The organism is Streptomyces sp. NPDC002870, assembly GCF_042888505.1.
GTDB lineage: Bacteria > Actinomycetota > Actinomycetes > Streptomycetales > Streptomycetaceae > Streptomyces.
Genome location: NZ_JBIAPW010000009.1, coordinates 146,217 through 170,220, shown reverse-complemented (window position 1 = coordinate 170,220; position 24,004 = coordinate 146,217). Strand labels below are relative to the sequence as shown.

27 protein-coding genes and 2 pseudogenes are annotated in these 24,004 nt (G+C 71.1%); 15 read left to right on the top strand and 14 right to left on the bottom strand.

What is annotated here, in order from left to right:
- Positions 1-176: 176 nt before the first annotated feature.
- From ACFYWY_RS14260 to ACFYWY_RS14250, 3 genes are all read left to right on the top strand, one after another.
- Positions 177-317, top strand: a complete 141-nt coding sequence (locus ACFYWY_RS14260; protein WP_389184898.1) for a hypothetical protein — start codon at positions 177-179, stop codon at positions 315-317.
- Positions 318-324: 7 nt separating this feature from the next.
- Complete coding sequence (locus ACFYWY_RS14255; RefSeq protein WP_389184895.1) at positions 325-606, top strand: hypothetical protein; 282 nt, start codon at positions 325-327, stop codon at positions 604-606.
- A gap of 111 nt (positions 607-717) precedes the next feature.
- A complete protein-coding gene (locus ACFYWY_RS14250; protein WP_389184892.1) occupies positions 718-1,176 on the top strand; it encodes an RICIN domain-containing protein in 459 nt (152 codons plus the stop codon).
- Here ACFYWY_RS14250 and ACFYWY_RS14245 read toward each other — a convergent pair.
- From ACFYWY_RS14245 to ACFYWY_RS14235, 3 genes are read right to left on the bottom strand one after another with little or no spacing between them, the layout of a single operon-like run.
- The gene (locus tag ACFYWY_RS14245; RefSeq protein ID WP_389184889.1) at positions 1,166-1,531 is read right to left on the bottom strand and encodes a hypothetical protein; all 366 of its coding nucleotides are present in this window, start codon (positions 1,529-1,531) and stop codon (positions 1,166-1,168) included. The genes ACFYWY_RS14250 and ACFYWY_RS14245 overlap by 11 nt on opposite strands.
- Before the next feature lie 20 nt (positions 1,532-1,551).
- Positions 1,552-2,415, bottom strand: a complete 864-nt coding sequence (locus ACFYWY_RS14240) for a class I SAM-dependent methyltransferase (RefSeq protein ID WP_389184886.1) — start codon at positions 2,413-2,415, stop codon at positions 1,552-1,554.
- Positions 2,416-2,442: 27 nt separating this feature from the next.
- Positions 2,443-3,405, bottom strand: a complete 963-nt coding sequence (locus ACFYWY_RS14235) for an AraC family transcriptional regulator (protein ID WP_389184883.1) — start codon at positions 3,403-3,405, stop codon at positions 2,443-2,445.
- Between the two features lie 81 nt (positions 3,406-3,486).
- Here ACFYWY_RS14235 and ACFYWY_RS14230 point away from each other — a divergent pair, with 81 nt between their 5' ends.
- Positions 3,487-4,335: an NAD(P)H-binding protein gene (locus tag ACFYWY_RS14230; protein ID WP_389184880.1), complete on the top strand. Its 849-nt coding sequence runs from the start codon at positions 3,487-3,489 to the stop codon at positions 4,333-4,335.
- A 60-nt stretch (positions 4,336-4,395) separates the two neighbouring features.
- Here the strand turns inward: ACFYWY_RS14230 and ACFYWY_RS14225 are convergent, their stop codons facing one another.
- The gene (locus ACFYWY_RS14225) at positions 4,396-4,701 is read right to left on the bottom strand and encodes a 4a-hydroxytetrahydrobiopterin dehydratase (RefSeq protein ID WP_389184877.1); all 306 of its coding nucleotides are present in this window, start codon (positions 4,699-4,701) and stop codon (positions 4,396-4,398) included.
- Between the two features lie 86 nt (positions 4,702-4,787).
- Here ACFYWY_RS14225 and ACFYWY_RS14220 point away from each other — a divergent pair, with 86 nt between their 5' ends.
- Positions 4,788-5,294 carry an FBP domain-containing protein gene (locus ACFYWY_RS14220; protein ID WP_389184874.1) on the top strand — a complete coding sequence of 169 codons (507 nt, stop codon included), beginning with the start codon at positions 4,788-4,790 and terminating at the stop codon, positions 5,292-5,294.
- A 23-nt stretch (positions 5,295-5,317) separates the two neighbouring features.
- Here the strand turns inward: ACFYWY_RS14220 and ACFYWY_RS14215 are convergent, their stop codons facing one another.
- Entirely contained in the window at positions 5,318-6,856 is a 1,539-nt protein-coding gene (locus tag ACFYWY_RS14215) for an ATP-dependent DNA ligase (RefSeq protein ID WP_389184872.1), read from the bottom strand.
- Between the two features lie 487 nt (positions 6,857-7,343).
- Between ACFYWY_RS14215 and ACFYWY_RS14210 the strand changes: the two genes are divergently transcribed.
- The 4 genes and pseudogenes from ACFYWY_RS14210 (at position 7,344) to ACFYWY_RS14195 (ending at position 9,317) form a co-directional block, all read left to right on the top strand.
- Positions 7,344-8,405, top strand: a complete 1,062-nt coding sequence (locus tag ACFYWY_RS14210) for a phosphatidylinositol-specific phospholipase C domain-containing protein (protein ID WP_389184869.1) — start codon at positions 7,344-7,346, stop codon at positions 8,403-8,405.
- Positions 8,406-8,552: 147 nt separating this feature from the next.
- Positions 8,553-8,957, top strand: a pseudogene (locus tag ACFYWY_RS14205) (toll/interleukin-1 receptor domain-containing protein); the annotation flags it as partial.
- Positions 8,912-9,091, top strand: a pseudogene (locus ACFYWY_RS14200) (Tn3 family transposase); the annotation flags it as partial. The pseudogenes ACFYWY_RS14205 and ACFYWY_RS14200, both read left to right, overlap by 46 nt.
- A 7-nt stretch (positions 9,092-9,098) precedes the next feature.
- Positions 9,099-9,317 (top strand): hypothetical protein, encoded by a 219-nt coding sequence (locus ACFYWY_RS14195; protein ID WP_389184866.1) that lies wholly within the window; start codon positions 9,099-9,101, stop codon positions 9,315-9,317.
- A 309-nt stretch (positions 9,318-9,626) separates the two neighbouring features.
- On the opposite strand, the gene ACFYWY_RS14190 is transcribed toward ACFYWY_RS14195, so the two are convergent.
- Positions 9,627-10,223 carry an NADPH-dependent F420 reductase gene (locus tag ACFYWY_RS14190; RefSeq protein WP_389184863.1) on the bottom strand — a complete coding sequence of 199 codons (597 nt, stop codon included), beginning with the start codon at positions 10,221-10,223 and terminating at the stop codon, positions 9,627-9,629.
- 41 nt (positions 10,224-10,264) lie between these two features.
- A complete protein-coding gene (locus tag ACFYWY_RS14185) occupies positions 10,265-11,083 on the bottom strand; it encodes a 3'(2'),5'-bisphosphate nucleotidase CysQ (protein WP_389184861.1) in 819 nt (272 codons plus the stop codon).
- 139 nt (positions 11,084-11,222) lie between these two features.
- On the opposite strand from ACFYWY_RS14185, the gene ACFYWY_RS14180 reads away from it, so the two are divergent.
- Both ACFYWY_RS14180 and ACFYWY_RS14175 read left to right on the top strand, forming a co-directional pair.
- A complete protein-coding gene (locus ACFYWY_RS14180) occupies positions 11,223-12,230 on the top strand; it encodes a LysR family transcriptional regulator (protein WP_389184858.1) in 1,008 nt (335 codons plus the stop codon).
- A gap of 503 nt (positions 12,231-12,733) precedes the next feature.
- Positions 12,734-13,156, top strand: coding sequence for a DUF6262 family protein (locus ACFYWY_RS14175; protein WP_389184855.1), 423 nt, complete (start codon positions 12,734-12,736; stop codon positions 13,154-13,156).
- Positions 13,157-13,302: 146 nt separating this feature from the next.
- On the opposite strand, the gene ACFYWY_RS14170 is transcribed toward ACFYWY_RS14175, so the two are convergent.
- Together ACFYWY_RS14170 and ACFYWY_RS14165 are read right to left on the bottom strand one after the other, a co-directional pair.
- Positions 13,303-13,419: a DUF6193 family natural product biosynthesis protein gene (locus ACFYWY_RS14170; protein WP_389184852.1), complete on the bottom strand. Its 117-nt coding sequence runs from the start codon at positions 13,417-13,419 to the stop codon at positions 13,303-13,305.
- Positions 13,420-13,603: 184 nt separating this feature from the next.
- On the bottom strand, positions 13,604-14,263 hold the full coding sequence (locus ACFYWY_RS14165) for a formylglycine-generating enzyme family protein (protein ID WP_389185108.1): 660 nt from the start codon (positions 14,261-14,263) through the stop codon (positions 13,604-13,606).
- 474 nt (positions 14,264-14,737) lie between these two features.
- Between ACFYWY_RS14165 and ACFYWY_RS14160 the strand changes: the two genes are divergently transcribed.
- The 4 genes from ACFYWY_RS14160 to ACFYWY_RS14145 all read left to right on the top strand — a co-directional run bounded on the left by ACFYWY_RS14160 (position 14,738) and on the right by ACFYWY_RS14145 (position 19,452).
- Entirely contained in the window at positions 14,738-15,856 is a 1,119-nt protein-coding gene (locus ACFYWY_RS14160) for a PP2C family protein-serine/threonine phosphatase (RefSeq protein ID WP_389184849.1), read from the top strand.
- Between the two features lie 169 nt (positions 15,857-16,025).
- Positions 16,026-17,477: a PHB depolymerase family esterase gene (locus ACFYWY_RS14155; RefSeq protein WP_389184846.1), complete on the top strand. Its 1,452-nt coding sequence runs from the start codon at positions 16,026-16,028 to the stop codon at positions 17,475-17,477.
- Between the two features lie 36 nt (positions 17,478-17,513).
- A complete protein-coding gene (locus ACFYWY_RS14150) occupies positions 17,514-18,926 on the top strand; it encodes a tannase/feruloyl esterase family alpha/beta hydrolase (RefSeq protein ID WP_389184843.1) in 1,413 nt (470 codons plus the stop codon).
- A gap of 88 nt (positions 18,927-19,014) precedes the next feature.
- Entirely contained in the window at positions 19,015-19,452 is a 438-nt protein-coding gene (locus ACFYWY_RS14145; RefSeq protein WP_389184840.1) for a hypothetical protein, read from the top strand.
- A gap of 113 nt (positions 19,453-19,565) precedes the next feature.
- Here the strand turns inward: ACFYWY_RS14145 and ACFYWY_RS14140 are convergent, their stop codons facing one another.
- The 5 genes from ACFYWY_RS14140 to ACFYWY_RS14120 all read right to left on the bottom strand — a co-directional run bounded on the left by ACFYWY_RS14140 (position 19,566) and on the right by ACFYWY_RS14120 (position 24,002).
- A complete protein-coding gene (locus ACFYWY_RS14140) occupies positions 19,566-19,727 on the bottom strand; it encodes a hypothetical protein (RefSeq protein ID WP_389184837.1) in 162 nt (53 codons plus the stop codon).
- Between the two features lie 57 nt (positions 19,728-19,784).
- A complete protein-coding gene (locus ACFYWY_RS14135; protein WP_389184834.1) occupies positions 19,785-20,171 on the bottom strand; it encodes a hypothetical protein in 387 nt (128 codons plus the stop codon).
- A gap of 102 nt (positions 20,172-20,273) precedes the next feature.
- Positions 20,274-21,326 (bottom strand): zinc-dependent alcohol dehydrogenase family protein, encoded by a 1,053-nt coding sequence (locus ACFYWY_RS14130; RefSeq protein WP_389184831.1) that lies wholly within the window; start codon positions 21,324-21,326, stop codon positions 20,274-20,276.
- Between the two features lie 70 nt (positions 21,327-21,396).
- Entirely contained in the window at positions 21,397-23,514 is a 2,118-nt protein-coding gene (locus tag ACFYWY_RS14125; protein WP_389184829.1) for a phage holin family protein, read from the bottom strand.
- A gap of 83 nt (positions 23,515-23,597) precedes the next feature.
- Positions 23,598-24,002: a hypothetical protein gene (locus tag ACFYWY_RS14120; RefSeq protein ID WP_389184826.1), complete on the bottom strand. Its 405-nt coding sequence runs from the start codon at positions 24,000-24,002 to the stop codon at positions 23,598-23,600.
- Positions 24,003-24,004 lie beyond the last annotated feature (2 nt).

The following is a 24,004-nucleotide window of genomic DNA, read 5'->3' as shown; positions in this document are numbered from 1 at the left end:
GCCGGGCGGCGATGTCGTTCTCGCGGGCACACTCCTGCGTGCCGGTGGCGAAACCAGACGGTAGGGCTCGTCGAACCAAAGGCCGTTTCGAGCCGAGCGCGTCGATTCGTCACATTTACGAACCATATGCCTAGGGTTGGTGATCCGCAGTCCCCCTCCCCATGGAGAGAGCTCAAATGGAGCGTTTCAGACGTGCGTCGTTGACAGGACTCGCCACGGCCGTCGTGCTGGCCGGGTCGGTCGGCATGGCCATGGCCATGGCCGGCCCCGGCACCTCCCGTGCCGCCGGCCGACGGCACGGGCAACTCGGGCAATGAGCGGCCGGTGCCCGAACGGCCGGAGCTGACGGCGAGCGTCACGGTGAGCGAAGTCGCGGCGTGGCATCAGTTCCGGGTGTACGGGACCACCAAACACCTGCCGCCGGGCACCAAGGTCGCGCTCCAGCAGAAGCAGGGCACAGAGTGGGTGACCCTGCCGGCGTCCATGAACACGACGTACAAGTCGACCTACAAGATGCGCGTCCTCCTCGGCATCAAGGGTCACAGCACGCTCCGGATGGTAGGCGGCGGCACCGTCTCGCCCGAGGTCACCGTCACGGTGCACTGAGGCCGGCCCGGCTCATCGCGCGGACGTAGCCCTCGTCGAACGCCATGCGGCGGCGAGGGCTACGTTCATGGTGTGCGCGACTGCCACACAGCCGACCAAGGAGTACGGACATTGAGCGGGGCACTGACACCTGGCCGCTACCTGGTGCGCAATATCGGCAGCGGGCTGCTGCTCGAGGTGTACGGCGGCGTCAAGGCCAGCGGCGCCAATGTCCAGCAGGGCAAGGAGACCGGGGCCCCGGGGCAGCAGTGGCAGATCGACCCCGTGCCGGGCGGCAGCGGGCTCTACCACTTCGTGAACGCCGCGAGCGGCAAGCGGCTGGACGTCGCGGGCGCCGCGACCGAGAACGGCGTCAACATCCAGCAGTGGAAGGCCAACAACTTCGGCGCCCAGGAGTGGATCATCGAGCAGCACCTGGACGCGCCGGGCACCGTCGCCATCGTCAGCTTCATCAGCGGGCTGCTGCTCGAGGTTGCCGACGGCAGCATGGACGACGGCGCGAATGTGCAGCAGTGGGAGGACACCGACTCACCCGGCCAGTGGTGGCACCTCGAGCCCGTCACTCCCTGACCAGGAGCACCGCTCCGACGGCTACGGCGACCACACCGGCGCCGACCGCACCCGCGGCCAGGAAGCCGTGGGAGGAGCGCCAGGAGAGCGCGGACCACCGCGACTGCGCGGACAGCAGCGACCCCGTGCTCATCCACGACCCCACAGAGAACAGCGACTGGGTGGATCCGACCGAGCCGACCGACAGCGCGCTGCCGACCGAGCCGACAGAAAGCGCCGAGCCGACGGAGCCGATGGAGAGCACCGACCCCACGGAGCCGATCGACAGTACGGAGTCCTTCGACCACAGGGACAGCAGCGAGGCGGACCCCGTGGGCTCAGTGGACTTGACGGACTTCTTGCACTTCATGGCCATGGGGTCATCCTGCCCCTGATTCAGCCCCGGCGGGCGGTGTGCACCGTGCGCGCGGTGAGCAGATACACGTCCGGGCGATGCCGCAGTCCCTGCGGGTCTTCCGGGTCCAGCAGCCGGTCGAGCAGCGCGAGGTCCTCGGCCGACAGCAGGCCGTCCAGGATCTTGCGCTGCCAGGCGAAGGCGGAGACCAGCTGTTCGCGTACCGCCTCGGGCACCGGCGCGGGGATGTCCAGCAGGAATGAACGGGTCCCGCTCGGCGTGAGGCCGGCCGCGCCGAGCAGCCCCCGCCAGTCCTCGACCTCGTCCTTCGTGCCGGACAGCTCCGCCCGCATCCGGATGAACCACTCCCCCGCAGCCGCGTCGATGCGGCCCTCGAGCCCCGGCCGACCGATGCCGATGTCGCGCGGGAGGTGACGCGAGGGCAGCCCGCCCTCGACCACCGCGAGCAGCCCGCCCGGGCGCAGCAGCCGGGCGAAGTCGGCGAGCACGCCGCGCTGGTCACCGATGTGGTGCACAGAGTTGCCCGCCCAGATCAGGTCGGCCTCTCCCAACTCCTCGATGTTGTCCGGGAGCTCAGCATGGCTGGTACGGACGCGGTCGCCGAGCCCGGCGCGCTCGGCACGTGCGCGGGCCCGGGCGAGGAGCGGCTCTGTGGCGTCCACGGCGACCACTTCGGCGTAGGGGAACGCCTCGGCGAGCAGCGCGGTCAGCACACCCGGACCACTGCCGATGTCGAGGATCCGCCGGACGCCGGCGGCGGGCAGCAGTTCGTCCAGCCAGGCCGCCGCCTGGCGGTACAGAGGATTCTGGAGCTCCGCGCCGCGCTCCAGCAGCGGGCCGAGTTCGTCCCAGTCGATATGCGTCGTGTCGTGGTGATGGCTCATGGACTCAAGGTTCGCGCGATGGTGCGGTTACGGCGACTGTTGTTGCGGTTCCGGCAAAATAACGCCTCCACGGTGCTCCTGCGGGCTGATGCCGCGGACCCGCTTGAATGCCGCGCTCAGCGCGAACGAGCCGCTGTAGCCGACCTTCCTGGCCACCGCCTCGACCGTCGCGTCGGTGTCCCGCAGCAGATCCGCGGCGAGCGCGAGCCGCCAGCCCGTCAGGTACGCCATCGGGGGCTCTCCCACCAACTCGTTGAAGCGGCGGGCGAGTCCGGCCCTGGAGACCCCGCACTTGGCGGCCAGCGAGGCCACCGTCCAGGCGTGGGCGGGATCGTCCTGCAGCAGCCGCAGCGCCCGGCCGACCACCGGGTCGCCCATCGCCAGATACCAGGCCGGGGCGGCGGCGTCCGGGCGCGAGAACCAGGCCCGCACGACGGCGATCAGCACCAGGTCCAGGATCCGGTCGAGCACCACGCTCTGGCCGGGCTCGTCGCGGGAGATCTCGTCGTCGAGCACCGGCATCAGCGGGCAGTTCCACACATCGGCAGGCAGATGGAGCAGCTCGGGCAGCGAATCGAGCAGCTGCCCGCTGATCTCGCCCTTCATCTGGTACGTGCCGACCAGCATGGTGGCCGAGCCCGCAGGGTCGTTGCCCCAGCTCCGTACGCCCAAGTGCATGGACTCCGCGAGCGGTTCGCCCTGCAGCGTGTGGCAGGTGCCGCCGGGACCGATCAGCGCCGTTGGCTCACGGGTGATCTCATCCGCCGTGGTGTACGAACCCGGGCCGCGGGCGATCGCCACATCGCCGGGACGCAGCATCACCGGGTCACCGGCATCGGGCATGATCCAGGCCTCGCCCGCGGTCATGCAGAGCAGCGAGAGCGGGGCGTGGTCCTCGACGCGTACGGACCACGGCGGCTCCATCACCATCCGCAGCAGAAAGGCGCCCCTGGCGCGCGGTCCATCCAGAAGCCGGGCGAGAGCGTCCATGTACCAAAGCGTAGACGCACGCATATGGCATTGAGCCTCTGGAGCATGGAGAGTCCAGGCCGCGGCCACGAGCCTTGAGGCATGACAGAGAACCTGAAGCAGGAGACGGTGCAGAAAACGGTGCTGGTGACGGCGGCCACGGGCAAGACCGGCCGTCGGGTGGCGGAGCGGCTCGCGGCGCGCGGCGTGGATGTGCGGGCCGGATCGCGCAAGGGAGAGGTCCGCTTCGACTGGGAGGACGAGTCCACCTGGGGGCCCGCACTGCGGGGCGCGGACGCGGCGTACGTCGCGTACTTCCCCGACGTGGCGGCTCCGGGAGCCCCCGAGGCGATGCGGTCCTTCGGCCGGCAAGCGGCCGAGAACGGGGTGCGGCGTCTGGTGCTGCTCTCCGGCCGTGGTGAACCGGAAGCCGTGGTGGCCGAGGGCGCACTGCGGGAGTCGGGCCTGGACATGACGGTCGTGCGGGCGAGTTTCTTCGCGCAGAACTTCAGCGAGGGCGCCATGTCGGAAGGGGTGCTGGCCGGGGAGATCCCGTTCCCGGCGGGCGAGACCGCGGAGCCCTTCATCGACGCGGACGACCTGGCGGACGTGGTGGTCGCCGCGCTCACGGAGGACGGTCACACCGGGCTCGTCCATGAGCTGACGGGGCCGCGGCTGCTCACCTTCGCGGAGGTGGCGGCGGAGATCGGCCGGGCGACGGGCCGCGATGTGCGCTATGTCCCGGTGTCCGGCGAGGCGTACACGGAGATGCTCCAGCAGTACGGGCTGCCGGCGCCGGACGCGGAGTGGCTCACGGGACTGTTCGTCATGCTGCTCGACGGGCACAACGCCTCGCTGACGAATGGCGTGCGGCAGGTACTGGGCCGCGCGCCGAAGGACTTCGCGGACTTCGCGCGGCATACGGCGGAGTCGGGCGCATGGCACGCCTGACAGGAGGGCGCGGGCCGGGCCTGTACCGGCCCGGCCCGGCTCCCTGACCGTCGCGGCTCGTCAGTTCGCCCCGTGCCCCGGGGCGATCTGCTCCACCCGATGGGCGAGCTCGAAGTCCTTCTCGGTGACCGCGCCGCCCGCGTCATGGGAGTTCACCGACAGGGCGAGCGTGTTGTAGCCGAGGGTCAGATCCGAGTGGTGGTTCAGCTCGTCCTGGATCTGCGCGATGTGCACGACCATCGCGGTCGCCGCGAAGTGCGTGGAGAGGCGGTACGCGCGGGCGATACGGTCGCCTTCCTGGGACCAGCCGGGAAGTTCGCTCAAGCGGTCCTCGATGTCCTTCTGCGACAGCGGCTCTGTGGGCATGACCAGGATCCCTTCAGAAAACGGCGGCGGCTTCGGCCACCATAAATGGGATGCCCGTCCGACAGCGCTCTGTGTACGTTCCACCGGTGGAAGCTCTGACCGAAAAGCAGATACGTGGAGCCTTCGTCAACTGCACGAAGGGCGAGGCGACCCGCCTGAAGCTCCCCATGGACTTCGCCGAACTCCCATGGGAGGACCTCGACTTCCTCGGCTGGACCGATCCGGGCGCCCCGCTGCGGGCCCATATCGTCCTCCCCCGGCCAAACGGCCCCGTCGGCGTCACCCTACGGGTGCCGTCGACCGGACGGACCAGCGCTGTCAAGTCCAGCATGTGCCAGGCCTGCCTCACGGGACACGCCTCGTCCGGGGTGACCCTCTTCGCCGCCCCGCTGGCCGGCGCGGCGGGACGGGAGGGAAACACCGTGGGCACGTATCTCTGCGCGGACCTCGCCTGCTCGCTGTACATCCGCGGCCGGAGGCAGCCCAAGCTGCGCGGCGGCCTCCACGAGGAAACCCTCACGCTGGAGGAGCGGATCACCCGTACGGTCGGCAACCTCACCGCCTTCGCCGACAAGGTGATGGGCCTGCGCTGAGCGCGGGGGCGCGGGGGCGCGGATCAGCCGCGCGAGTCCAGGACCTGCTCGATGGTGTCGGCCTGCTGGGCCGGCTTGTCGGGGCGGTGGCGCAGTACGCGGGCGAAGCGCAGGGTGACACCCGCCGGGTAGCGCGGGGAGCGCTGCACGCCGTCGAAGGCGATCTCCACGACGAGCTCGGGACGGACCCTGACGGTGAACCCGTCGTCGTCCACGGCCAGTTCGCGCAGTCGCTGCGTCTGCCAGCGCAGCATCTCGTCGGTGAGGCCCTTGAAGGTCTTGCCGAGCATGAGGTACGTACCGTCGGCGGCGCGTGCGCCGAGGTGGAGGTTGGAGAGCAGGCCGGTGCGTCGGCCGTGGCCCCACTCGGCGGCGAGGACGACGAGGTCGAGGGTGTGGACGGGTTTGACCTTGAGCCACGAGCGGCCGCGGCGGCCCGCGACGTACGGCGCGTCGAGGGCCTTGACGAGGACGCCCTCATGGCCGCGGCGCAGCGTCTGAGCGAAGAACTCCTCTGCGGCGGCGACCTGCTGGGCGGAGGCGGGGTCCTCGACCACCGCGCGGCGCACGCGCATCGGCTCGGGGACGAGGCGGGCGAGGACGGTGCGCCGTTCGCTTCCGGGGAGGTCGAGCGTGGGCTCCCCGTCGGCGGCGAGGACGTCGAAGAAGACGGGAGACAGGGGCAGCGCGGCGCGTGCCGCGTCCACGTCGACGCGGGAGCCGACCCGGGAGGCGATGTCCTGGAAGGAGACGGGGCGGCCGGTTGCGTCCAGGGCGATCACCTCGCCGTCCAGGATGAACTGGTCGCCCGTCATCTGCCGGGCGGCGTCCGTGACTTCGGGGAGGCGGTCGGTGATGTCGTCGAGGGACCGCGTGTAGATCCGGATGTCCTCACCGCTGCGGTGCACCTGGACGCGGATGCCGTCGAGCTTCTCCTCGACCACGCAGGCGGTGCCGAGCGCGTCGACCGCTTCGGTGACCGACTTCGCGGTGTGGGCGAGCATCGGCAATACGGGGGTGCCGACGCGCAACTGGAACCTCTGGAGCGCGGCGGGCCCCTCGGCGAGCAGGTCGCGGGCGACGCGGGGCAGCGACCCGTCCAGCATCACGGCCCGCCGCACATCGGCGGCGGGCGCCCCGGCGGCCTGGGCGACGCCCTCCAGCGCGATCGCGTCGAGCGCGCCCTGTCGTACCTCGCCCATCAGCAGCCGCATCACAAACTCCTGCTCCTCGGCGGTGGCGCGGGCCATGAGCTCCCGCACGAGGCGCTTGCGCTCGGCCTGGGATCCGGATCCGGTGACCTCGGCGAGACGGGTGAACGCGGCGTCCGCGTCGGCGACGGTCAGACTCGGGACGCCGGCGGGCGGTACGGCTTCCTTGAGCACACTCCAGCCGACGCCGATGCGGCCCTGCGGCACGCGCCCGGCGAGGTACGAGATGACGAGGGCGACGTCGTCGGGCTGCGCGTCGGAGAACAACCCGGCGAGCGCGGCGATCTTCCGCGACCGCGCGGAGGCGGCGGCGACTTCTCGGGACACGTCGACGACCCGGACCAGCAGCATGGGGCCATGGTGCACGGCGGGGGCGGGGGGCGCACGTGCTGCGGGTGCGGGGGTCGCGGCGCGGGGCGCGGGGGGTCGCGGCGCGGGGGGTCGCGGCGCGGGGCGCTGCTCGGCGCGGGGGCCCGCGGCGCGGGTCCACGGGTTGCCCGGGGGCGTAGCGTGCGGGCTCCGGGGCCCCTCCGGGCTCGACTCCTCGGGGTCGGCGGCATGAACGCGGTCGTCCAGTGGGCCGGTGGCTGCCGCCGATCCCCTGCGGGGACGACCCTGCACGGCCCCTCCCCCTGCGGACGTCACAGCTGGTCCCCGCCGCCCGCACCGGGGAGCGACTCGGGGCCTGGGGGCTTGCCCACGGTTTCGGGAAGCCCCGGGCCGACCCGCACCCCATCCGTAACGGCCGAGTCCAGTCTCCCCAAGGTTCACCCAACTCCCCTAGCCTTCCGTCGACTTGATCGCTCCAGCGATCGAACCGACGTGAAGGCAGGGGACCATGGGGAAGCTCACGCGCGCCGCCGTGACGACGACAGTCGCGGCCGGGCTGCTCGTCACCGCACTCGCCCCGGCACAGGCGGCCACGCCCCAGGTCGCGGACCCGGGGCAGCTGCCCTACTCCTCCGCCACCTGGGTGGGCGTCCACAACGCCTACGAGAAGGCGAAGTACTCGTACTTCGCCGATGCGCTCGACTCCGGCGCCGGGATGCTCGAACTCGACGTCTGGACCAATGTGTTCGGCCGGTCGTGGCGGGTCTCGCACAATAACCCGCTCGGCAACAACAACAACTGCGAGAACGCGGCGAACGCCGCCGAACTGCGCACCAAGTCCAGAAACCAGGACCTCGGCGGCTGCCTCGCGGACATGAAGGCGTGGCACGACGCCCACCCCGGCCATCGTCCGATTCTGATCAAGATCGAGATGAAGGACGGCTTCCAGAACAACAACGGACGCGGTCCCGCCGCGCTCGACGCGCTGCTCTCCGCCCGACTCGGCGACGCCCTGTTCCGCCCGGCCGACCTGGCGGGCTCTCACCCTGAACTCGACACGGCGGTACGCACGAACGGCTGGCCCGCACGCTCCGCCCTCGCCGGCAAGTTCGTGGTCGAGCTGATCCCCGGCACGGTCGAGGAGGGCAACCCCGCCGACACCCTGTGGACCGACCGCGAGTACGCCACGCACCTGCGCAATCTCGCGGCTGCGGGCAGGCTCCGGGATGCGGCCGCCTTCCCGGCCGTCCACGGCGCGGCCGCCGGCGACCCCCGCACCCGGTACGCCGATGCCGGTATCCGCCCCTGGTTCGTCCTCTTCGACGGCAACGCCGGTACGTACGCGGGCGGCACCGTCGACACCGCGTGGTACGACCGGAACCACTACCTCGTCGTCATGACGGACGCACACAATGTGGCGCCCGCGATCGACGGCACGAACCCGACCGAGGCGCAGGCCCGCGACCGGGTCGCGCTGCTGGCGGGCCGCCACGCAAGCGTGGTCTCGGCGGACTGGTACCCGCTGCCCTCTGTGCTGTCGACGGTGGTGCAGCGGGGCGGCGGCCAGTAGCGGGCGTAACGCAAGTCATAGCGAGACCTGGGGGTACCGCGGAACGCAGCATGATGGTTTCCCGTTCATCTACACGTGGGGGCGGATGGGACAGTGTCCCCGGGCCTCACCTGTTGCCCACAGGGACGATCGTTCGGCTGAAGCCCTGTGGAGCGTTTCGCCGAGAGGCGACCGCCATCCGCGCCCACCTCCAGCCGCCCCGGCCGGAAACCCCCGTCCGGCCGGGGCGTCGTCGGCGCGCCACAATCCTTGTGCCAGCTCTTGTGCCGTCCCGGGTGTTTGCGGCAAGTAGGAGCGCACAGCCCTGGACGGGTTCTAGCCTCGGCGGGTGAGGCAACGCGAGGCACGTGCGGGGGCGTTACACGGGGGGTGTCAGGGGTGGCGGGTATCGGGGATGCCGCGGGCGGGGTGCGGTTGTTCGTCAGTTATGCGGGGGCGGACAGGGCTTGGGCGGAGTGGGTGGCCTGGCAGTTGCAGGATGCCGGGTATGAGGTTGAGTTGGATGCCTGGCACTGGGAGGCGGGGGCGAACGCTGTCCTGCGCATGAACCAGGCCATGGAGCGCGGCTGGGCGCCATCTCCTCCACGCTGCTGCTGCGTCGCCTGCGCGCGGGCTCACGCAAGAACGCCACCTACACCGCCTTCCGTGAGGTCGGCCGTGTGATCCGTACCGTCCAGCTGCGCTACCTCTCGGATGCCCCACTGCGCCGGCGGGTCACCGCGGCCACGAACAAGGTCGAGGCGTTCAGCTCACATCTCGCCGTACCTGACCGAGCACATCCGCCGCTTCGGCGAGTACTCCACCCACGAACTCGGCCTTGAGCCCGAGGCGTACGACCCGCACCTGGACGTCGACTTCAGCCCGCTGCGCGGCGACGGCCCCGGCGCGGACGGCTACCGCCAGGCAGCCTGACCATCGATGCCAGGTCACTACTTCAGCGGCAGCGTGATGCCGCCCGGCGCCAGCGCCATGCACACGCACGCGCACTTGGATCGGCGAGGTGAGGCCGGTTCCGGCGGCCGCCGCGGGTATCGGCGGGCAGATTCGCGACCAGCTCCGCAAGCGCGTCCGCCGTGAGATGGGCCGATTCCTCGGTGCGAGGCCGACGGCCCCGGGAAGGGTGGCCACGGGTCGCCGTCCGGCGCTGAATCGCTGGCCCTGGCTGCGCTGTCGTATCCGTTCTGGATGTGGGCCCGCCGGGGGCGGTGCACTGTGTGCGGATCAGCGGGCGATCGAGATCGCGAAGGGCGCGAATCCGCTGGACCGAATCACGTGCGGTACGAACAGTATCGCGGCCTCTGTGGCGCGGGCGGTCCGGATCCCGCCGAGATCAGTGATCCACTCCTTGCGCCAGCCGAGGTTGATGAGCAGTTCACGGACGGCCTGCTTGGCCTGCGGGTCCTCGCCGGAGAGGAAGGCGTCGGGCGCCTGGGTGAGCGTGGCTGGCGCGGTCATCACCGGGAAGAGCATGGTGTTGAGTGTCTTGACGACGCGCGTTTCGGGGAGCGCTTCCTGCAGTTGCTCGGCGAGGCTTGAGCCGGGATAGATCAGGTCGGCGGGCAGTCCGTCCGGTCCGTCGACGGTGGCGTTGGAGACGTCGACGAGGATCTTGTCGCGCAGTTCCTCGCGCAGGGCGACGAGCCGGTCCAGCGAGCCGGCGCCAGGGGTGGCGTTGATGACGATCTGGGCTGTCCGGGCAGCGTCGGCGGCGGCGCCCGGCGCGCGGTCCGCCACGGTCACCTCATGCCCTGCCCGGGTGAGGGCTGTGGCCAGGTTGCCGCCGACGCGGCCGTTTCCGAGAACTGCGATCGTGGTCATGGTGGTGTGGTCCTTTCGTGGGTGCGGGTTGTGGTGCGCGGTCAGCGGGAGAGGGTGGCGACGGCTTCGGCGTGGATGCCGGGCGCGGCGGCCAGGAGGCTCTCGCTCTGCGGGGTCCAGGGGCGGCCCTCGGCGTCGGAGATCTGTCCGCCGGCCTCGGTGACGAGCAGCGCCCCGGGCAGCAGGTCCGCGCGGGCGCCGGCGAACTGCCAGAAGGCGTCGATCCGGCCGGCGGCCACGTTCAGCAGGTGCAGGGTCGCGGGCACGGCGGTGCGGACGACGAGCGCGTCGAAGAGCATCGCGGTGATCGAGGAGCCGACGCGCCGCACGACCTTCTCGTCCTCGTCCGGCCGGGCCTGGCTGGTGGCCACGATGCTCAGGCCGAGGTCCGCGGTCTGGGAGACGTGCAGCGGCCGGCCGTCGAGGTGGGCGCCCGCGCCGGTGAGCGCGGTGTAGGTCTCGCCGGTCAACGGCAGGTGGACCGCGGTGAGCACCGGCTGGTTCTCACGCACGAGGGTGGCGGTCACCGCCCACTCCGGCAGGGCGTGCAGGTGGTTGACGTTGCCCTCGGCCGGATCCACGACCCACCATTCGCCGGGCGGCAGCGCCCCGCCGTCCAGTTCGTCCTCCACCCAGCCGGCGTCCGGGCGCAGGCGCGTGAGGCGGGGGCGCAGGATGTCGAGGGCCGTGTCGTCGTTGGCGGCGAGCGCGCGCATCAGCTCTTCGCGGGTCTGGTAGCGAACCACCTCGCCGAAGCGCTCGCGCAGCGCCGAACCGGCCGCGCGCACGGCGTCCGCGGTCTGGCCGAGCAGGTCGGCGTCGGAGGCGGCGACGTCAGTGGTCTGAAGCGTTTCGGACATGGCGGTACTCCCGTGTGAGGAGGGGTGATGAGGCCGGTCGAGAGCCGAACTGCGCGTTACTTCTTGCGCTTTCGCCTCAACGGTATGCAGCCCCTTCATTAACTTCAAATGCATGTCAAGCACGGATAGGATTACTCACATGCAATTGGATTTGAACCTGCTCACCGCGCTCGACGCGCTGCTGGAGGAGGGAAGTGTGGCCGGGGCGGCCGCGCGCCTGCACGTCACCGCCCCCGCGATGAGCCGGAGTCTGGGCCGGATCCGGCGCACGACCGGGGATCAGATCCTGGTGCGCACCGGCCGCACGATGACCCCGACGCCGTATGCGATCGCCGTCCGGGAACAGGTGCACGAGCTGCTGCACCAGGTCCAGGGGGTACTGGCACCGAGCCGTGAACTCGATCTGGCAACGTTGGAGCGCACTTTCACACTCCGCTGGCACGATTCCCTGGTCGCCTTGAGCGGCCCCGCACTGCTCGCGGCCGTGCGCGGACAGGCGCCGGGCGTGCGATTGCGCTTCATCGCGGAATCGAGCATCGACACCCCCGAGTTGCGGCGCGGCGAGGTCGACCTGGAGGCGAACGCCAACCGCCCGAGCGCACCGGACATCCGTGCCGAGAACGTGGGCGAGACCCGCCTCGTCATCGTCGTGAGGCAGGGGCACCCCCTCACCCGCGTCAGGACCTTCACCGCAAAGCAGTACGCCGCCGCTGAGCACGTCACCGTCTCGCGACGTGGAAACCTCAGCAATGCCCTCGACGACGCCCTCGCGCGGCTCGGCCTCACCCGCCGCGTGGTGGCGACCGCGCCCACGGAAGCGGCCGCGCTGGAGTTCGCGCGCGGCTCCGATCTCCTGATCAGCGTCCCCGAAGCCACCACGCGGTCAGCGGTCGCCGACCTCGGCCTGGTCGTGCTCCCCCTCCCGCTCGAACTGCCGTTGGCACCGATATACCTGTCGTGGCATCAGCGCTACGACACCGACCACGCCCACGCCTGGCTGCGCGGGCTGGCGCGAACCGCGCTGGCCATGTGCGGAGCGTCGCGCTGCCACAGTACGAATGCGACGATCAGGATGACGCCGGCGGCGAGGAAGCCCCATGCCATGGGCGAGCCCCAAGAGCGGGACTCGGCATTGGAGAACCCGTAGACCAGGGCGAACAGCCCGGCCGGGATCGTCGCGGCTCCCGGCAGGTCCAGCCTCGTGCCGGCCTTGTCCCGGGTGTGAGCCACCAGCCGCGCCCCGTCGGCGGTGACGACGGCGGCGAAGACGACGTTGATGAACATGGTCCAGCGCCAGTCGAGGAACTGGGTCAGCGAGCCGCCGATCAGCAGTCCCAGGACGGTGCCGGAGGCGCCGATCGCACATCGCGCGTCCCTGCCCCAAGACCGCCGCCGACGGCTGCTACTTCTGCGAAGACTTCCAAACCGATCGGCAGTTCCTGCCGATCCACCGCGACACACTCGCCCGCACACGCAAACTGCAGATCAGCGCCACGGCAGCGGCACGTCCTCGCGCTGCCGCCGTCAACGAGCGACTGGCCACCGCCGTCGAGCATGTCATCGCGAGCATCACAGACCAGGAACACGACGAGCTGTCCCCGCCACCGGACGACAGCGAAGCCATCCGCCACGAGACCGAGAGGGCAGCCGATGCGGGCTGACAACTCGGCCCACCTGGCCGAAGCCGCTCAACAACGCCGCCTGGACTGCATCGAACGCGCCAAAGCAGTCTTGAACAGCCTGGAGCGCGACGGCGGCCCGGTCACCGTCGCCGGAGTCGCCTCCCGGGCTGGGGTATCCCGCACCTTCCTCTACGACGACGCCCAGACGGTTCTGCTCACCAGACTGCGGAATCTCGCCAGCGGACAGCCCGCCTCGGGCCGACCCGCCCTGCCCGACAAAGAGCGCATCACCACCAAGTCCCACGAAGCCATCGTGCGCACGTTGCGGGACGCCAACCGGAAACTCAACGAGGACAATGAGCGGCTCCGGAACGAGCTCGCCGTCGCACTCGGACAACTCCGCGACCTTCGCCGCGGCACCCCCACACCTGCCGCAACCCAACGTAACTGACACCTTCATGGCCTCAACGGCAGTGAGGGCCAGGCACATAACGGCAGGTAGTGCGTGCTGCGGTTCTGTGGACAGCCGTCGCCACTTGCCAGAGCACGAGGCAGCCCCTCCTTGGCATGACGAGGAGGGTCCAGGAGCCGCTTTGCTCAGCTGGTCAGCAGCTCGGCAGGCCCCTCCACCGCGGGCCCGCAGCCGTCGGGCAGCCCCGCCACAACGAAATCGACGGCCTCCGCCGCGCTGGACCACACCTGCTGAACACACACCTCGCTGACACTGCAAGCGACACAGAAGACCAGTTCATAGCGGGTAGTGCTCGCAGAAGGTCCAGATAAAGGCAGGGTCGTACGGCAAGTTCAATGAGGAGCCGACCCGGCCGGAGCAGAGGGCACGTCGCCCCACCTCGGAGCCAGTCACACCCGATTGACTGACCGTTTCAGAATGAGGCTGTTAAGGCCGAGGCAGTGGTGTGGAGCGCGCGATGCGGAATCCCACGTCGTCGATCCGGAAGGTCGGGTGGCTGCGCCGCCGCACCGACGCCCGGCAGCTCCAGTGCTCGTCCGCCCATCCACCACCACGGAGCACCCGGTAGGTGCCATACACCTCGGCGTCGTAGACGTCCCAGCACCAGTCCCACACATTGCCCAGCATGTCGTACAGGCCCCATGCGTTGGGCTGCTTGCCGCCGACAGTATGGATCCGCCCATCAGAGTTGCCTTGGTACCAGGCGACGTCGTCGAGCTGGCCGTACCGCGGGCCAGTACTCCCCGCACGACAGGCGTGCTCCCATTCGGCCTCGGTCGGCAGCCGGTACCCGTCTGCGGACGTGTCCCATTCGGCCCTCTCGGCGTCGACGCACAGTTGATACGCGGGCGCCAGCCCCTCACGCCGGGACAAGGCGTTACAGAACTGGACCGCGTCCCACCACGAAACACCGTCAACCGGCAGCCGCTCGTTTTGGGTGCTACTCGGCCGTCGGCCTGTCAATAGTGCATACCAAGACTGAGTGACCGGGAACGCCGACATCTGAAACGGCGCGACCTCGACCGTCCAACTGCTCTGCGTCCGCCGGTCCGACAGTGCCACCCGTCCCGACGGGACGGCAACCATCTCGTTTCCTGCCCCCGCGTCCACAGGGCCACCCTACCGGCGTCTTCCCACCGCTCTACCGATCCCTCTGAGGGATCTGAGGAGGCAGCGGAGCCGATGTCGGACCAGCGCCCAGCACCTCCGTCCACTCAGCGGTGGGGCCAGATCAACTTCGTACACCGTGGAGCCACTTCTCGTCCGTGCGGTGAAGCCCAAAAAGGCGCTTACAAACAAGACGCCCTTCCCGCTCCTACACGGGGCCACATCGGCGGGAGCCATAGGGGGAGCCACACACGACGACACTCGGCGGTCTCGCACGGCTCCAGACGGACGCCCATTTGCCGACCACGACGTCGAAGGTGTCCCGGATGCGGCGAGGGACGGTCCGGTTTCCCGCGGACCGGTTCGCCGAGCACCGCAATGCCGACGGCGAGGCCCAGCTGCGCGGACCTCGAAGTAGATAAAGGTCCGCTTCGCCCCGATATGATGCATTTTGTGATCACGCCCGGGCGGCTGCGGCGCCGTCGTCCTCCCTACGGCGGCCGGTGGGAAGCTGCCCTGCTGTCACCGGTGGTCCTCACCGTCCTCATCGCCGGCCTGGCGTTCTCCACACCGAGGGAGATCGCCATCAGCCGCCTCCTGCCCGCCGCACCCGCCCTCGCCGCCGCGATGTGGCCTGTGCTTCCCACGATCCTGCTGGGGACGTTCTGCCTGCTGGTCATGATCGGCCTCAGCTTCGCCTACACCGACCTGGGGACGCCATACACGGGTGCTGCGATCATCGCGGTCACCTTGGCGGCCGCATATGCGAGCCATGTCCGCCTCCAGCGGGAGGAGACACTCGCCCACGTCCGGCTCGTCGCCGACGCAGCCCAGAAGGTGCTGCTGCGCCCCCTGCCGCGCCGCATCGCGGACGTCGAGATCGAGTCGCTGTATCTGGCGGCCCAAGAGCAGGCCCGGATCGGCGGGGACTTCTATGAGGCGGCCGACACGCCGTACGGGGTCCGGCTGCTCATCGGCGACGTACGCGGCAAGGGCCTGCCCGCGGTGGGGGCGGCCGCGGCGGTGATCAGCTGCTTCAGGGAGGCCGCGTACGACGAGCCCGGCCTGAAGGGCATCATCCATCGCCTGGAGGCCAGCATCACCCGCTACAGCGCCGCGTTCCCCGCCCAGGACCTGCCGGAGCACTTTGCCACCGCTCTTATCGCCGAGATTCCGCACGGCGGCGGCCACGCCAGACTTCTCAACTGCGGGCACCCCCCGCCGCTGCTTGTGCACCGCGGGGAGATCCGCATCCTGGAGCCCACTGCCCCCTCGCCGCCCCTCAACCTCGCGACGCTCATCGGAGACCGCTACTTCGTCGACACCGTCGCCGTCGCTCCGGGCGACCAGCTGCTGCTCTACACCGACGGCGTAACGGAGACGCGGGACCGCAGAGGCGAGTTCTTCCCGCTGCCGGACTGGATGCGGCGGCAAGGCTCCGCGCCGCCCCGCGAGCTGCTCGACCGGCTTCACCGGGACCTGCTCCACTACAGCGGCGGAAGGCTCAACGACGACATCGCGGCGCTCGCCGTGCGGTGCCAGAACCCCCGGGTGCAGGAGCGCCCCGCGTAGGTGGTCGGCTGAGCGGAGCGAGCCGCGCTCCTAGCAGGCGTGCGCCACACGGGCAACGGTCCGCGCACCGTCGTCCGCGGCCCTCGCTATGGGTCGCGTCACCATTCCGCGAGCGAGGGGCTGGTTCCTACTGTGACCGGCACATCGGTACGCCTGCGGGAGGTCTCGGATGCGGTTGCGCAAATATCCCAAGCCGGCCGGCATGGGCACTGTCCTCGCTCTGCTCGCGGCCCTTCTGTGGCTCGCCCCCGCGCCGGCCGCGCATGCCGCCGTACCCCTGGAGAAGGTGGGCAGCTTCGGCGCCAATCCGGGCGGTCTGAACATGTACGTGTACCGGCCGGCCGCCCTCCCGGCGCATCCCGCGGTCGTGGTCGCCCTGCACGGCTGCACCCAGAGCGCCCAGGTCTACGCCGACAACTCCGGACTGACGACGTTCGCCGACCGGCACGGGTTTGTGCTGGTGCTCGCCGAGACGACGTCGGCGAACAACATCAGCAGCTGCTTCAACTGGTTCCAGACGACCGACAACCGGCGCGGGCAGGGCGAGGCCGCGTCGATCCGGCAGATGGTCGCCCATGCGGAGAGTGCGTACGGGGCCGATGCGGCGCGTACGTACGTCACCGGGCTCTCGGCCGGGGGCGGCATGACCGCTGTCATGCTCGCCGCCTATCCCGACGTCTTCGAGGCGGGCGCGGTGATCGCCGGGCTGCCGTACGACTGCACCAAGGACACCGGGGCCCTCACCTGCATGGACCCGGGCGTGGACCGTACGCCGACAGTGTGGGCGCAGCGGGTCCGCGACGCCTATCCGGGGTACGCCGGGCCGTGGCCCCGGGTGGCGGTCTGGCACGGCGACAATGACCCGAAGGTCGTCCCGAAGAACGCGGACGAGCTGCGGGACCAGTGGACCGCTGTGCACGGCGTGGACCAGAATCCGGACCGCACATCCACGATCGGGCCCGACCGGACGCGCCGGGAGCAGTATCTGGGGACCGACGGCAGGGTCGTCGTCGAGGTCGACCGGGTGCCCGCCATCGGCCACGGCACGCCAGTGGATCCGGGCAGCGGCCCGCAGCAGTGCGGGCAGACCGGCACCGCGAACTTCATCGCCTCGATCTGCTCCAGCTACTGGATCACCGAGTTCTTCGGCCTGGGCGGCTCCACACCGGATCCCGGCGGTCTGCCGGCCCCGGCCGGGCTCGCCGCCACGGGAGCCACCGACACTTCAATCACCTTGAACTGGAATGCGGTTGAGGGTGCGGCGGGCTACGCGGTGTACCGGGACGCGGCGCGTGTCGCCACTCCGGCCGGCTCGCCCTTCACGGACACGGGGCTGAGCCCGGGCACGGGCCATGCCTACAGCGTGGCCGCCCGCGACGCGGCAGGGGCCGAAGGTGCGCGCTCCGGCGCGGTCACGGCTGCCACCACCGGCTCCGCGGCGGCCTGCTGGACGGCCGACAACTACCACCATGTGGCGGCGGGACGGGCCACCACCGACGGCAGCTATGCGTACGCCAAGGGGTCCGCCCAGAACTTGGGCCTCTACAACACCTTCGTCACCCACACGCTGAAGGAATCCCCGCCCGGCCACTACGTCGTCGCCGACGGCAACTGCCCCTGACCCGACGGTCCGTACACCCCCCAAGGAGGTTTCCCTGTGCGCTTCGCCCTTCCGTACGCGGCCGCGCTGCTGCTCGCCGTCACCGCCGCACCGGCCGCCGCCCGGCAGCAGCCGGAGACGGAGACCCATTGCGCGCGGATCGCGCGGCTGCATGTGCCCGGCGCCGAACACCAAGAGGCCTCCTGTCTGGGTGAGTTGACGACGGCGGGGACGGTTGCCTCCGGCCACACGGATCAGGCCGACTGGGCCGGGCTGACCCCGGCGGGACTGGCCACGCCCAGCGGGGTGCCCGGCATCCAGATCGACGGCTATTTCCCCGACACATCGACCGGAAATGCCAACCACGGCTGGAGCCATGACTCGCAGTTCGTCGTCCGGCTGCCCGACCGCTGGAACGGCGGCCTGGTCGTCGCGGGCTCCCCCGGCGTACGCGAGCAGTACGCCAACGACCGCGCCATCGGCGACTGGGTCCTCTCCCGCGGCTACGCGTTCGCCGCCACTGACAAGGGCAACACGGGCGTGGGCTTCCACCGCGACGGCGCCGCGCCGGGAGCGGCGATCGCCGAATGGAACGACCGGGTCACGCAGTTGACCAGGGCCGCCCGCGCGGTCGTCGCCCAGCGCTACCACCGCCCGCCGTCCCGCACGCTTGCGACCGGCATGTCCAACGGCGGCTATCTGGTGCGCTGGCAGCTGGAGAACCACCCCGGGCTGTACGACGGCGGCGTCGACTGGGAGGGGACGCTCTGGCGGGCGGGCGGACCGCATCTGCTGACCTTCCTGCCGCCTGCGCTGCGCCACTATCCCGTGTACGCCTCCGGCGGCCCGGGCGCGGACGAGGCGCACCGGGCAATGGTCGCGGCCGGGTATCCGGCGGGGTCGGAGTTTCTGTGGCCCTTCCACCATCAGTACTACTGGGACCTGACCCAGCGGATCTACCGGGAGGAGCTGGACCCGGGTTACGACGGGCAGACTGAGGCGGGGACTCCGTACTGCGCACCCGGCACGCCCGCGTGCGACGCGGATTACGACTACGCGTCCCGGCCGCCCGAGGTACGCCGGGCCGTCGCGTCGATCGGGCTGACCGGCCGGATCGGCAAACCGCTGATCACGCTGCACGGCACCCTCGATGTGCTGCTGCCCATCGGCCGTGACTCCGATGTGTACGCAGCGATGGTGCGCGACGCCGGACGGGACGGGCTCTTCCGCTACTACCGCGTCGAAGGCGGCACGCATGTCGACTCGCTCTACGACGTCTTTCCGGACAGGCTGCGGCCGTTGACGCCGTGCCACCGCTCGGCGTTCACCGCCCTGGAAGCCTGGATCGGACACGGCAGGCAGCCGGTGTCCAGCCGCACGCTGGCCCGCCCGGAAGCGGCCGGTCCGCGCACGCTGCTCACCGATTGTCCGCTCGGCGGGCCGACCGGCAGCAGAGCGGCCGGATCCTGAGCAATCCCGAGTTCGCCCGGCCTCGAATAGCAGTCGTGCGGCAGCGCACCGGTCGGCGGTGCGCCGGTCCCGGCTGCTGGGGGAACAGGTGCGAGCGACCATACGGGTACGAGTACTGGCGGTGGACGGGCCACAGGTGTGGATCGCCGTGGGCGGCCGGCTGGCCAGGTCCACGGCTCCGATGCTCGGGCAGTTGCTGCGGCTCCGTGAGGCCGAGGGGTTCTCCGCGCTCTTCGTGGATGTCAGCGCCCTCGCCGACGACTGGGAGCTGACCCTCGACGAGATACGGGACGTGTTTCCCAGCGGCGAGAAGCTGACGTTCCACATCATCGGCCCGGCCGACGGCCTCCGATGGGAGCCGGGCCACGATCCACGGTTCGTCTTCCATACGGGAGCCGCCGCGGCATGGCGGGCGTGGGTGGACGGCCCCTCGACGCGGGGAGTGGCCACGGCAGCGGTGCGGTGGCCACTCACCGGCTTCAGGGTGCCGGCGTTGGGCGCGAGGGGCGGCCCGACCTCTGGGTGAGGGACGGTCCGACCCCTGGTGGGGGCCGTCCGGCCGGGTGAGGGCGGCCCGGCCCCGAGTGAGAGTCGGCCCCGACTGCTGGGTGAGGGAGTACCCGCCGGTGGCCGCAGGGGTCAGGGGGCGCCGTCGTCGGATGACGCGCGGTGTTCGCCGGACGCCGGTCCGCCGGCTTCGGTATCGGGATCGCCGCTATGGGGCCCGTCCTCGGGTTCCGTGGAGCGGGCGGCTTCGGCGCGGATCATGGCGTTGAGCGCTGCGAGAGGGTCGATGGGCATGGCTGTGCACCTCGCGGTGTGAAGTGGCTGATGGCTGCGGACGGCTGACGGTGGTCGTCAGCAGCGCAGGACCACACAGCGCACGGCGCGCAGCGGGAGAGCGAGTTGTACCGGCCGGCTCCTGCCGGGGCGGTACGCGACGGGCTCGGCCGTCGCCGGACGCGCATGAGTCGCCGACGCGGCATACCGTGCCGCGGGACGGGCCCGGACCGGGCCCGATGGCGACACCTCTGCGTCGGTCTCCTCCGGCTGGCCGCCGCCCGCCGAGTCGGGTGCGGAGACGGGCACCTGGGTCGCGGCACCCCCGGCCGCCGCGACGGCGGAGCCGCAGGACGTACCGAGAAGTGCCAGCAGCACCAGTGCGACGACCGCCACGGTCCGGTGCGTGGCGGCGCGGGCCGCGGCGGCAGCCGCGGCGCGAGGCTGAGAGCGGGGCTGGATCATGGCGACGCGACCTCCTGGATGCGTCCACTGACCACTGCCTGCCCAGGAAGTACCCCGCCGTGCCGCGGTAGGGCCGAGAACCGCCCTACCGGGGGACGCCCATTACGCCGAATTCACCGCCGCGTGCGGGATGATCACGGTGACGCCGGTCCCCGGGGCGCTGCCCATGGCGGCCAGCGCCGCAGGCACGTCGTCCAGGCCGATCGCCGTCGTCACCAGCAGGTCGGGACGGAGAGCGCCGGAGGCGACCATCGCCATCATCTCCGGGTAGGCGTGCGCCGCCATGCCGTGGCTGCCGAGGAGCTCCAGCTCCAGCGGGACCACCCGGTCCATCGGCAGCTGTACGCCCTGGGGCAACAGTCCGACCTGCACATGGCGGCCCTGGCGGCGCAGGCTCTGGACTGAGTTGACGCAGGTCACCGGCGCGCCAAGGGCGTCCAATGAGAGATGCGCGCCGCCGCCGGTCGCCTCGCGGACCGCGTCGGCGACGCTTCCGGTCAGCGCGGAGGCGTCCACGCACACCTGGGCGCCGAACGTCCGGGCCAGCTCCAGCGCGCCCGGCGAGACGTCGACCGCGACGACCCTGGCCCCGCACGCAGCGGCGATCATCACCGCGGACAGGCCCACCCCGCCGCAGCCGTGCACGGCGACCCACTCCCCCGGCCGCACCCGGCCCTGGCCCACGACGGCCCGGAACGCGGTCGCGAACCGGCAGCCCAGGCTCGCGGCCGTGGCGAACGACATCGACTCGGGCAGAGCCACGAGATTGGTGTCGGCGTGGTGGACGGGGACGTACTCGGCGAAGGAACCCCAGTGGGTGAAGCCGGGCTGCTCCTGGCGCTCGCAGACCTGCTGGGCGCCGCGCGCACACGCCGCGCACCGGCCGCAGGCACAGATGAACGGCACCGTGACCCGGTCCCCGGGGAGCCAATTCGCGACATCGTCGCCCACGGACTCGATCACTCCGGACAGTTCGTGGCCGGGAACGTGCGGGAGGGTGATGTCGGTGTCGTGCCCCATCCAGCCGTGCCAGTCGCTGCGGCACAGCCCCGTCGCCTCGACCCTGATCACGGCGCCGGCCCGGGACGGCACGGGCTCGGGCACCTCTCGTACCTCGAGCGGCTTCCCGAACTCCTCGAACACCACAGCACGCAACGGGCCAACTCCTTCGTCCGGGGAATCCAGCTCGGGCTCAGCCGTCTCAACGTATCCGGAAGGATGGGTCCTACGGCAGCCCCTGACCTGGCCCGTCCGTTCTGGCCGCCTCCAGCGGCCCGATCGGCACCTGCGGACCCTGGCACTCGCGCAGCCAGCGCCGCAGCACCCGGTGCACCCGCTCGGCGCCGACCAGTTCCGCGCCCGGCGCCGACGCCGCACCCGGCGCACTCGCCGAGAGGGGCGACGACAGGTCGAGCGGCGACAGCAGGAAGGGCTGGGACTGTTCGCCTCCGAGTCCGCCGTGCGAGCCGATCTGCTCCTCGAAGGCGTGCACATTGCCCGTCCCGTGGTCGTACATCGAGTTGACCATGATGTCGGCGACGTGCGGGAAGCTGTCGGTACGGCGTACGGCTTCGGCCGCGCCCGGGCCGAAGGCCGCCAGCGGTCCGTCGTCGGACAGCTTGGCTACGGGCACCTCCGCGCCGCCCGGGCAGAGCACCAGCGAGCCGTGCTCCTCGCTGCCCACCAGCAGGAAGCCGATGCCCGGGTGGTTGGCGAGCGTGCTCAGCAGCGCCGGGTGGCGGCGCTCGATCTGTTCGCGGCTGAGGCGCTCGGCCGTGTCGGGGAAGGAGATCAACGCGAGGTTCCCGGAGGCGAGCACGATCGGGTCGGAGCCCACCTCCGGATGCTCGTCCTCACCCTCCGCCAGCCGCCGGTGCAGCGCGGTCCGCAGGGCGTCGCCCGCCGCGTCGCGGGCCTCCGCGCCGCTCTTGGAACGTCCCGCCCGGCGCGAGACGGGCAGCCCGCATCCCGCGCGCACGAGGTCCTTGAGGGTCAGTCCGTACGCGCTCTCGAAGGTCTCCCCCGGGCTCTGGCCATGGTCGGAGAGCAGCACGATCCGGTAGCTGCGTGGCGCGTGCTCGGCGACCTTGGCGATGAGCGCGATCGAACGGTCGAGGCGTTCGAGCACCAGTGACGCGTCCCGGCTGTGCGGCCCTGAGTGGTGCGCCACTTCGTCGTACGCGACGAGGTCGGCGTAGACGGCGGTGCGTCCGGCGAGCATGTCCCCCACCACCGCGGCTACCACCACATCCCGCTCGATGACGGTCGCGAACGCCCGGATGAAGGGGTAGAGGCCGCCTCGCCCGACCCGCGGCCGGTCGCCGCGCAGCCGCGCCCGCGTCGACTGGCCGATCTCGCGGGCGACTTCGGCGACGAAGGACAGCGCTGTGCGGACCGCGTTGGCGGGGTCGCTGAAGTACGCGAAGTAGCCCGCCCTGGAGCGGTTGCCCCGGCCGCGCCTGGCGGCCATGGACAGCACCAGCGCGAGCTGGTCGGCGCCGCCGCTGAAGAGATTGCCGCGGCTGGCGCCGTCGACGGTGAGCAGCCCGCCGTCGCCGGTGCGCTCGATCGCGCGGCGCTGGAGTTCGGCGGCGCTCGCGGGCCGGTTTGTGACCATGACCCGCCCGCTGTCCTTCTCGTACCACCGGAAGGCCGGGACGTCGTGGTTGGAGCCGTGCAGGATGCCCAGCTGGCTGGCGCCGGTCTGGCTGGACCAGTCGGTGCGCCAGGGCGTGAGCCGGTGGGTCGTGCCGATCCAGCCGGCGACGGTGGGCATCGAACCGTCCTCGGCCGCGCGCCGCAGGACCTCGTGCCCGACCCCGTCGAGCTGCAGAAAGACCGTGCCCGGCGGGCCTTCACGGCCGCCGTCCTCACCGCGTCGCCGTCTGCGGCGGTCGGCGAGCCGGGAGAGCCTGCGCCGGTAGGCGTTGTCGTCGCGGACGGCGAGCGCGGTGGAGGTCGCGGAGGCGACGGCGGACATCACGGCGGCGACGACGACCGCGGTCTCCGGGTCGGCCGCGCCGCGCCCGTCGGGGATCAGCCAGAGGGCGATCAGCAGCAGCGAGCCGTTGAGGAAGAACACCAACAGGCCGAGCACCAGGGCGGGTACGAGCAGCAGGGCCCGTACGACGACCGGCCAGACCAGCGCGGTCAGCAGACCGAAGGCGCCGGCGCCCCAGGCGGCGGTGACCGCGGTCCTGGTGATGCTGTCGCCGTCGTCGGACTGCAGCTGGAAATCGGGCAGCAGCCCGGCGAGCGCCAGCATCGTCAGCGTGGACACCGCCCACACCACGATCACCCGCAACAGGGCTCTGCCGGCCGTGCGCCATCGCCCTTCGGCCACGCTGTCTTCACCTCACCCCTGGATCAGGTCTCCAGCCTGGCACAGGGGCGGACGCGATCCGGTGACGCGCTCGGGCGGCACATTCAGCAGCCGTCGTAACCGGCCGTCGGCATGGAGAGTCTGCGATGCACGCTGGCCTTCATCGCCGCGTCGTACGCCGGCTCGTCCAGTCCCGCGGTCTCCAGCGGCACGCCTCTGCGCTCGCACTCCGCGACGAAGCCCGGCACCGACGTCAAGGCCCGTGCGAGCACTCGCTCGTTGGGCGCGACGAACAGGTCCACGTGACCCGCCACGACATCTGTCCACAGTCCGCTGTGGTCGGGCCGCAGCCCGTAGAAGAGCAGTTGCCGGGTGACGACGAACCCCTTGTCGACGGCCCAGCGGGCGCACATCGCGTGCTGCGTGCGGGTGTCCACCAGGAACGGGTCGCTGTCGAGTTCCTCGAGGGGCGTCAGGCTGGCGATCGCCGCCACTCGTAAGCCGCCCATGG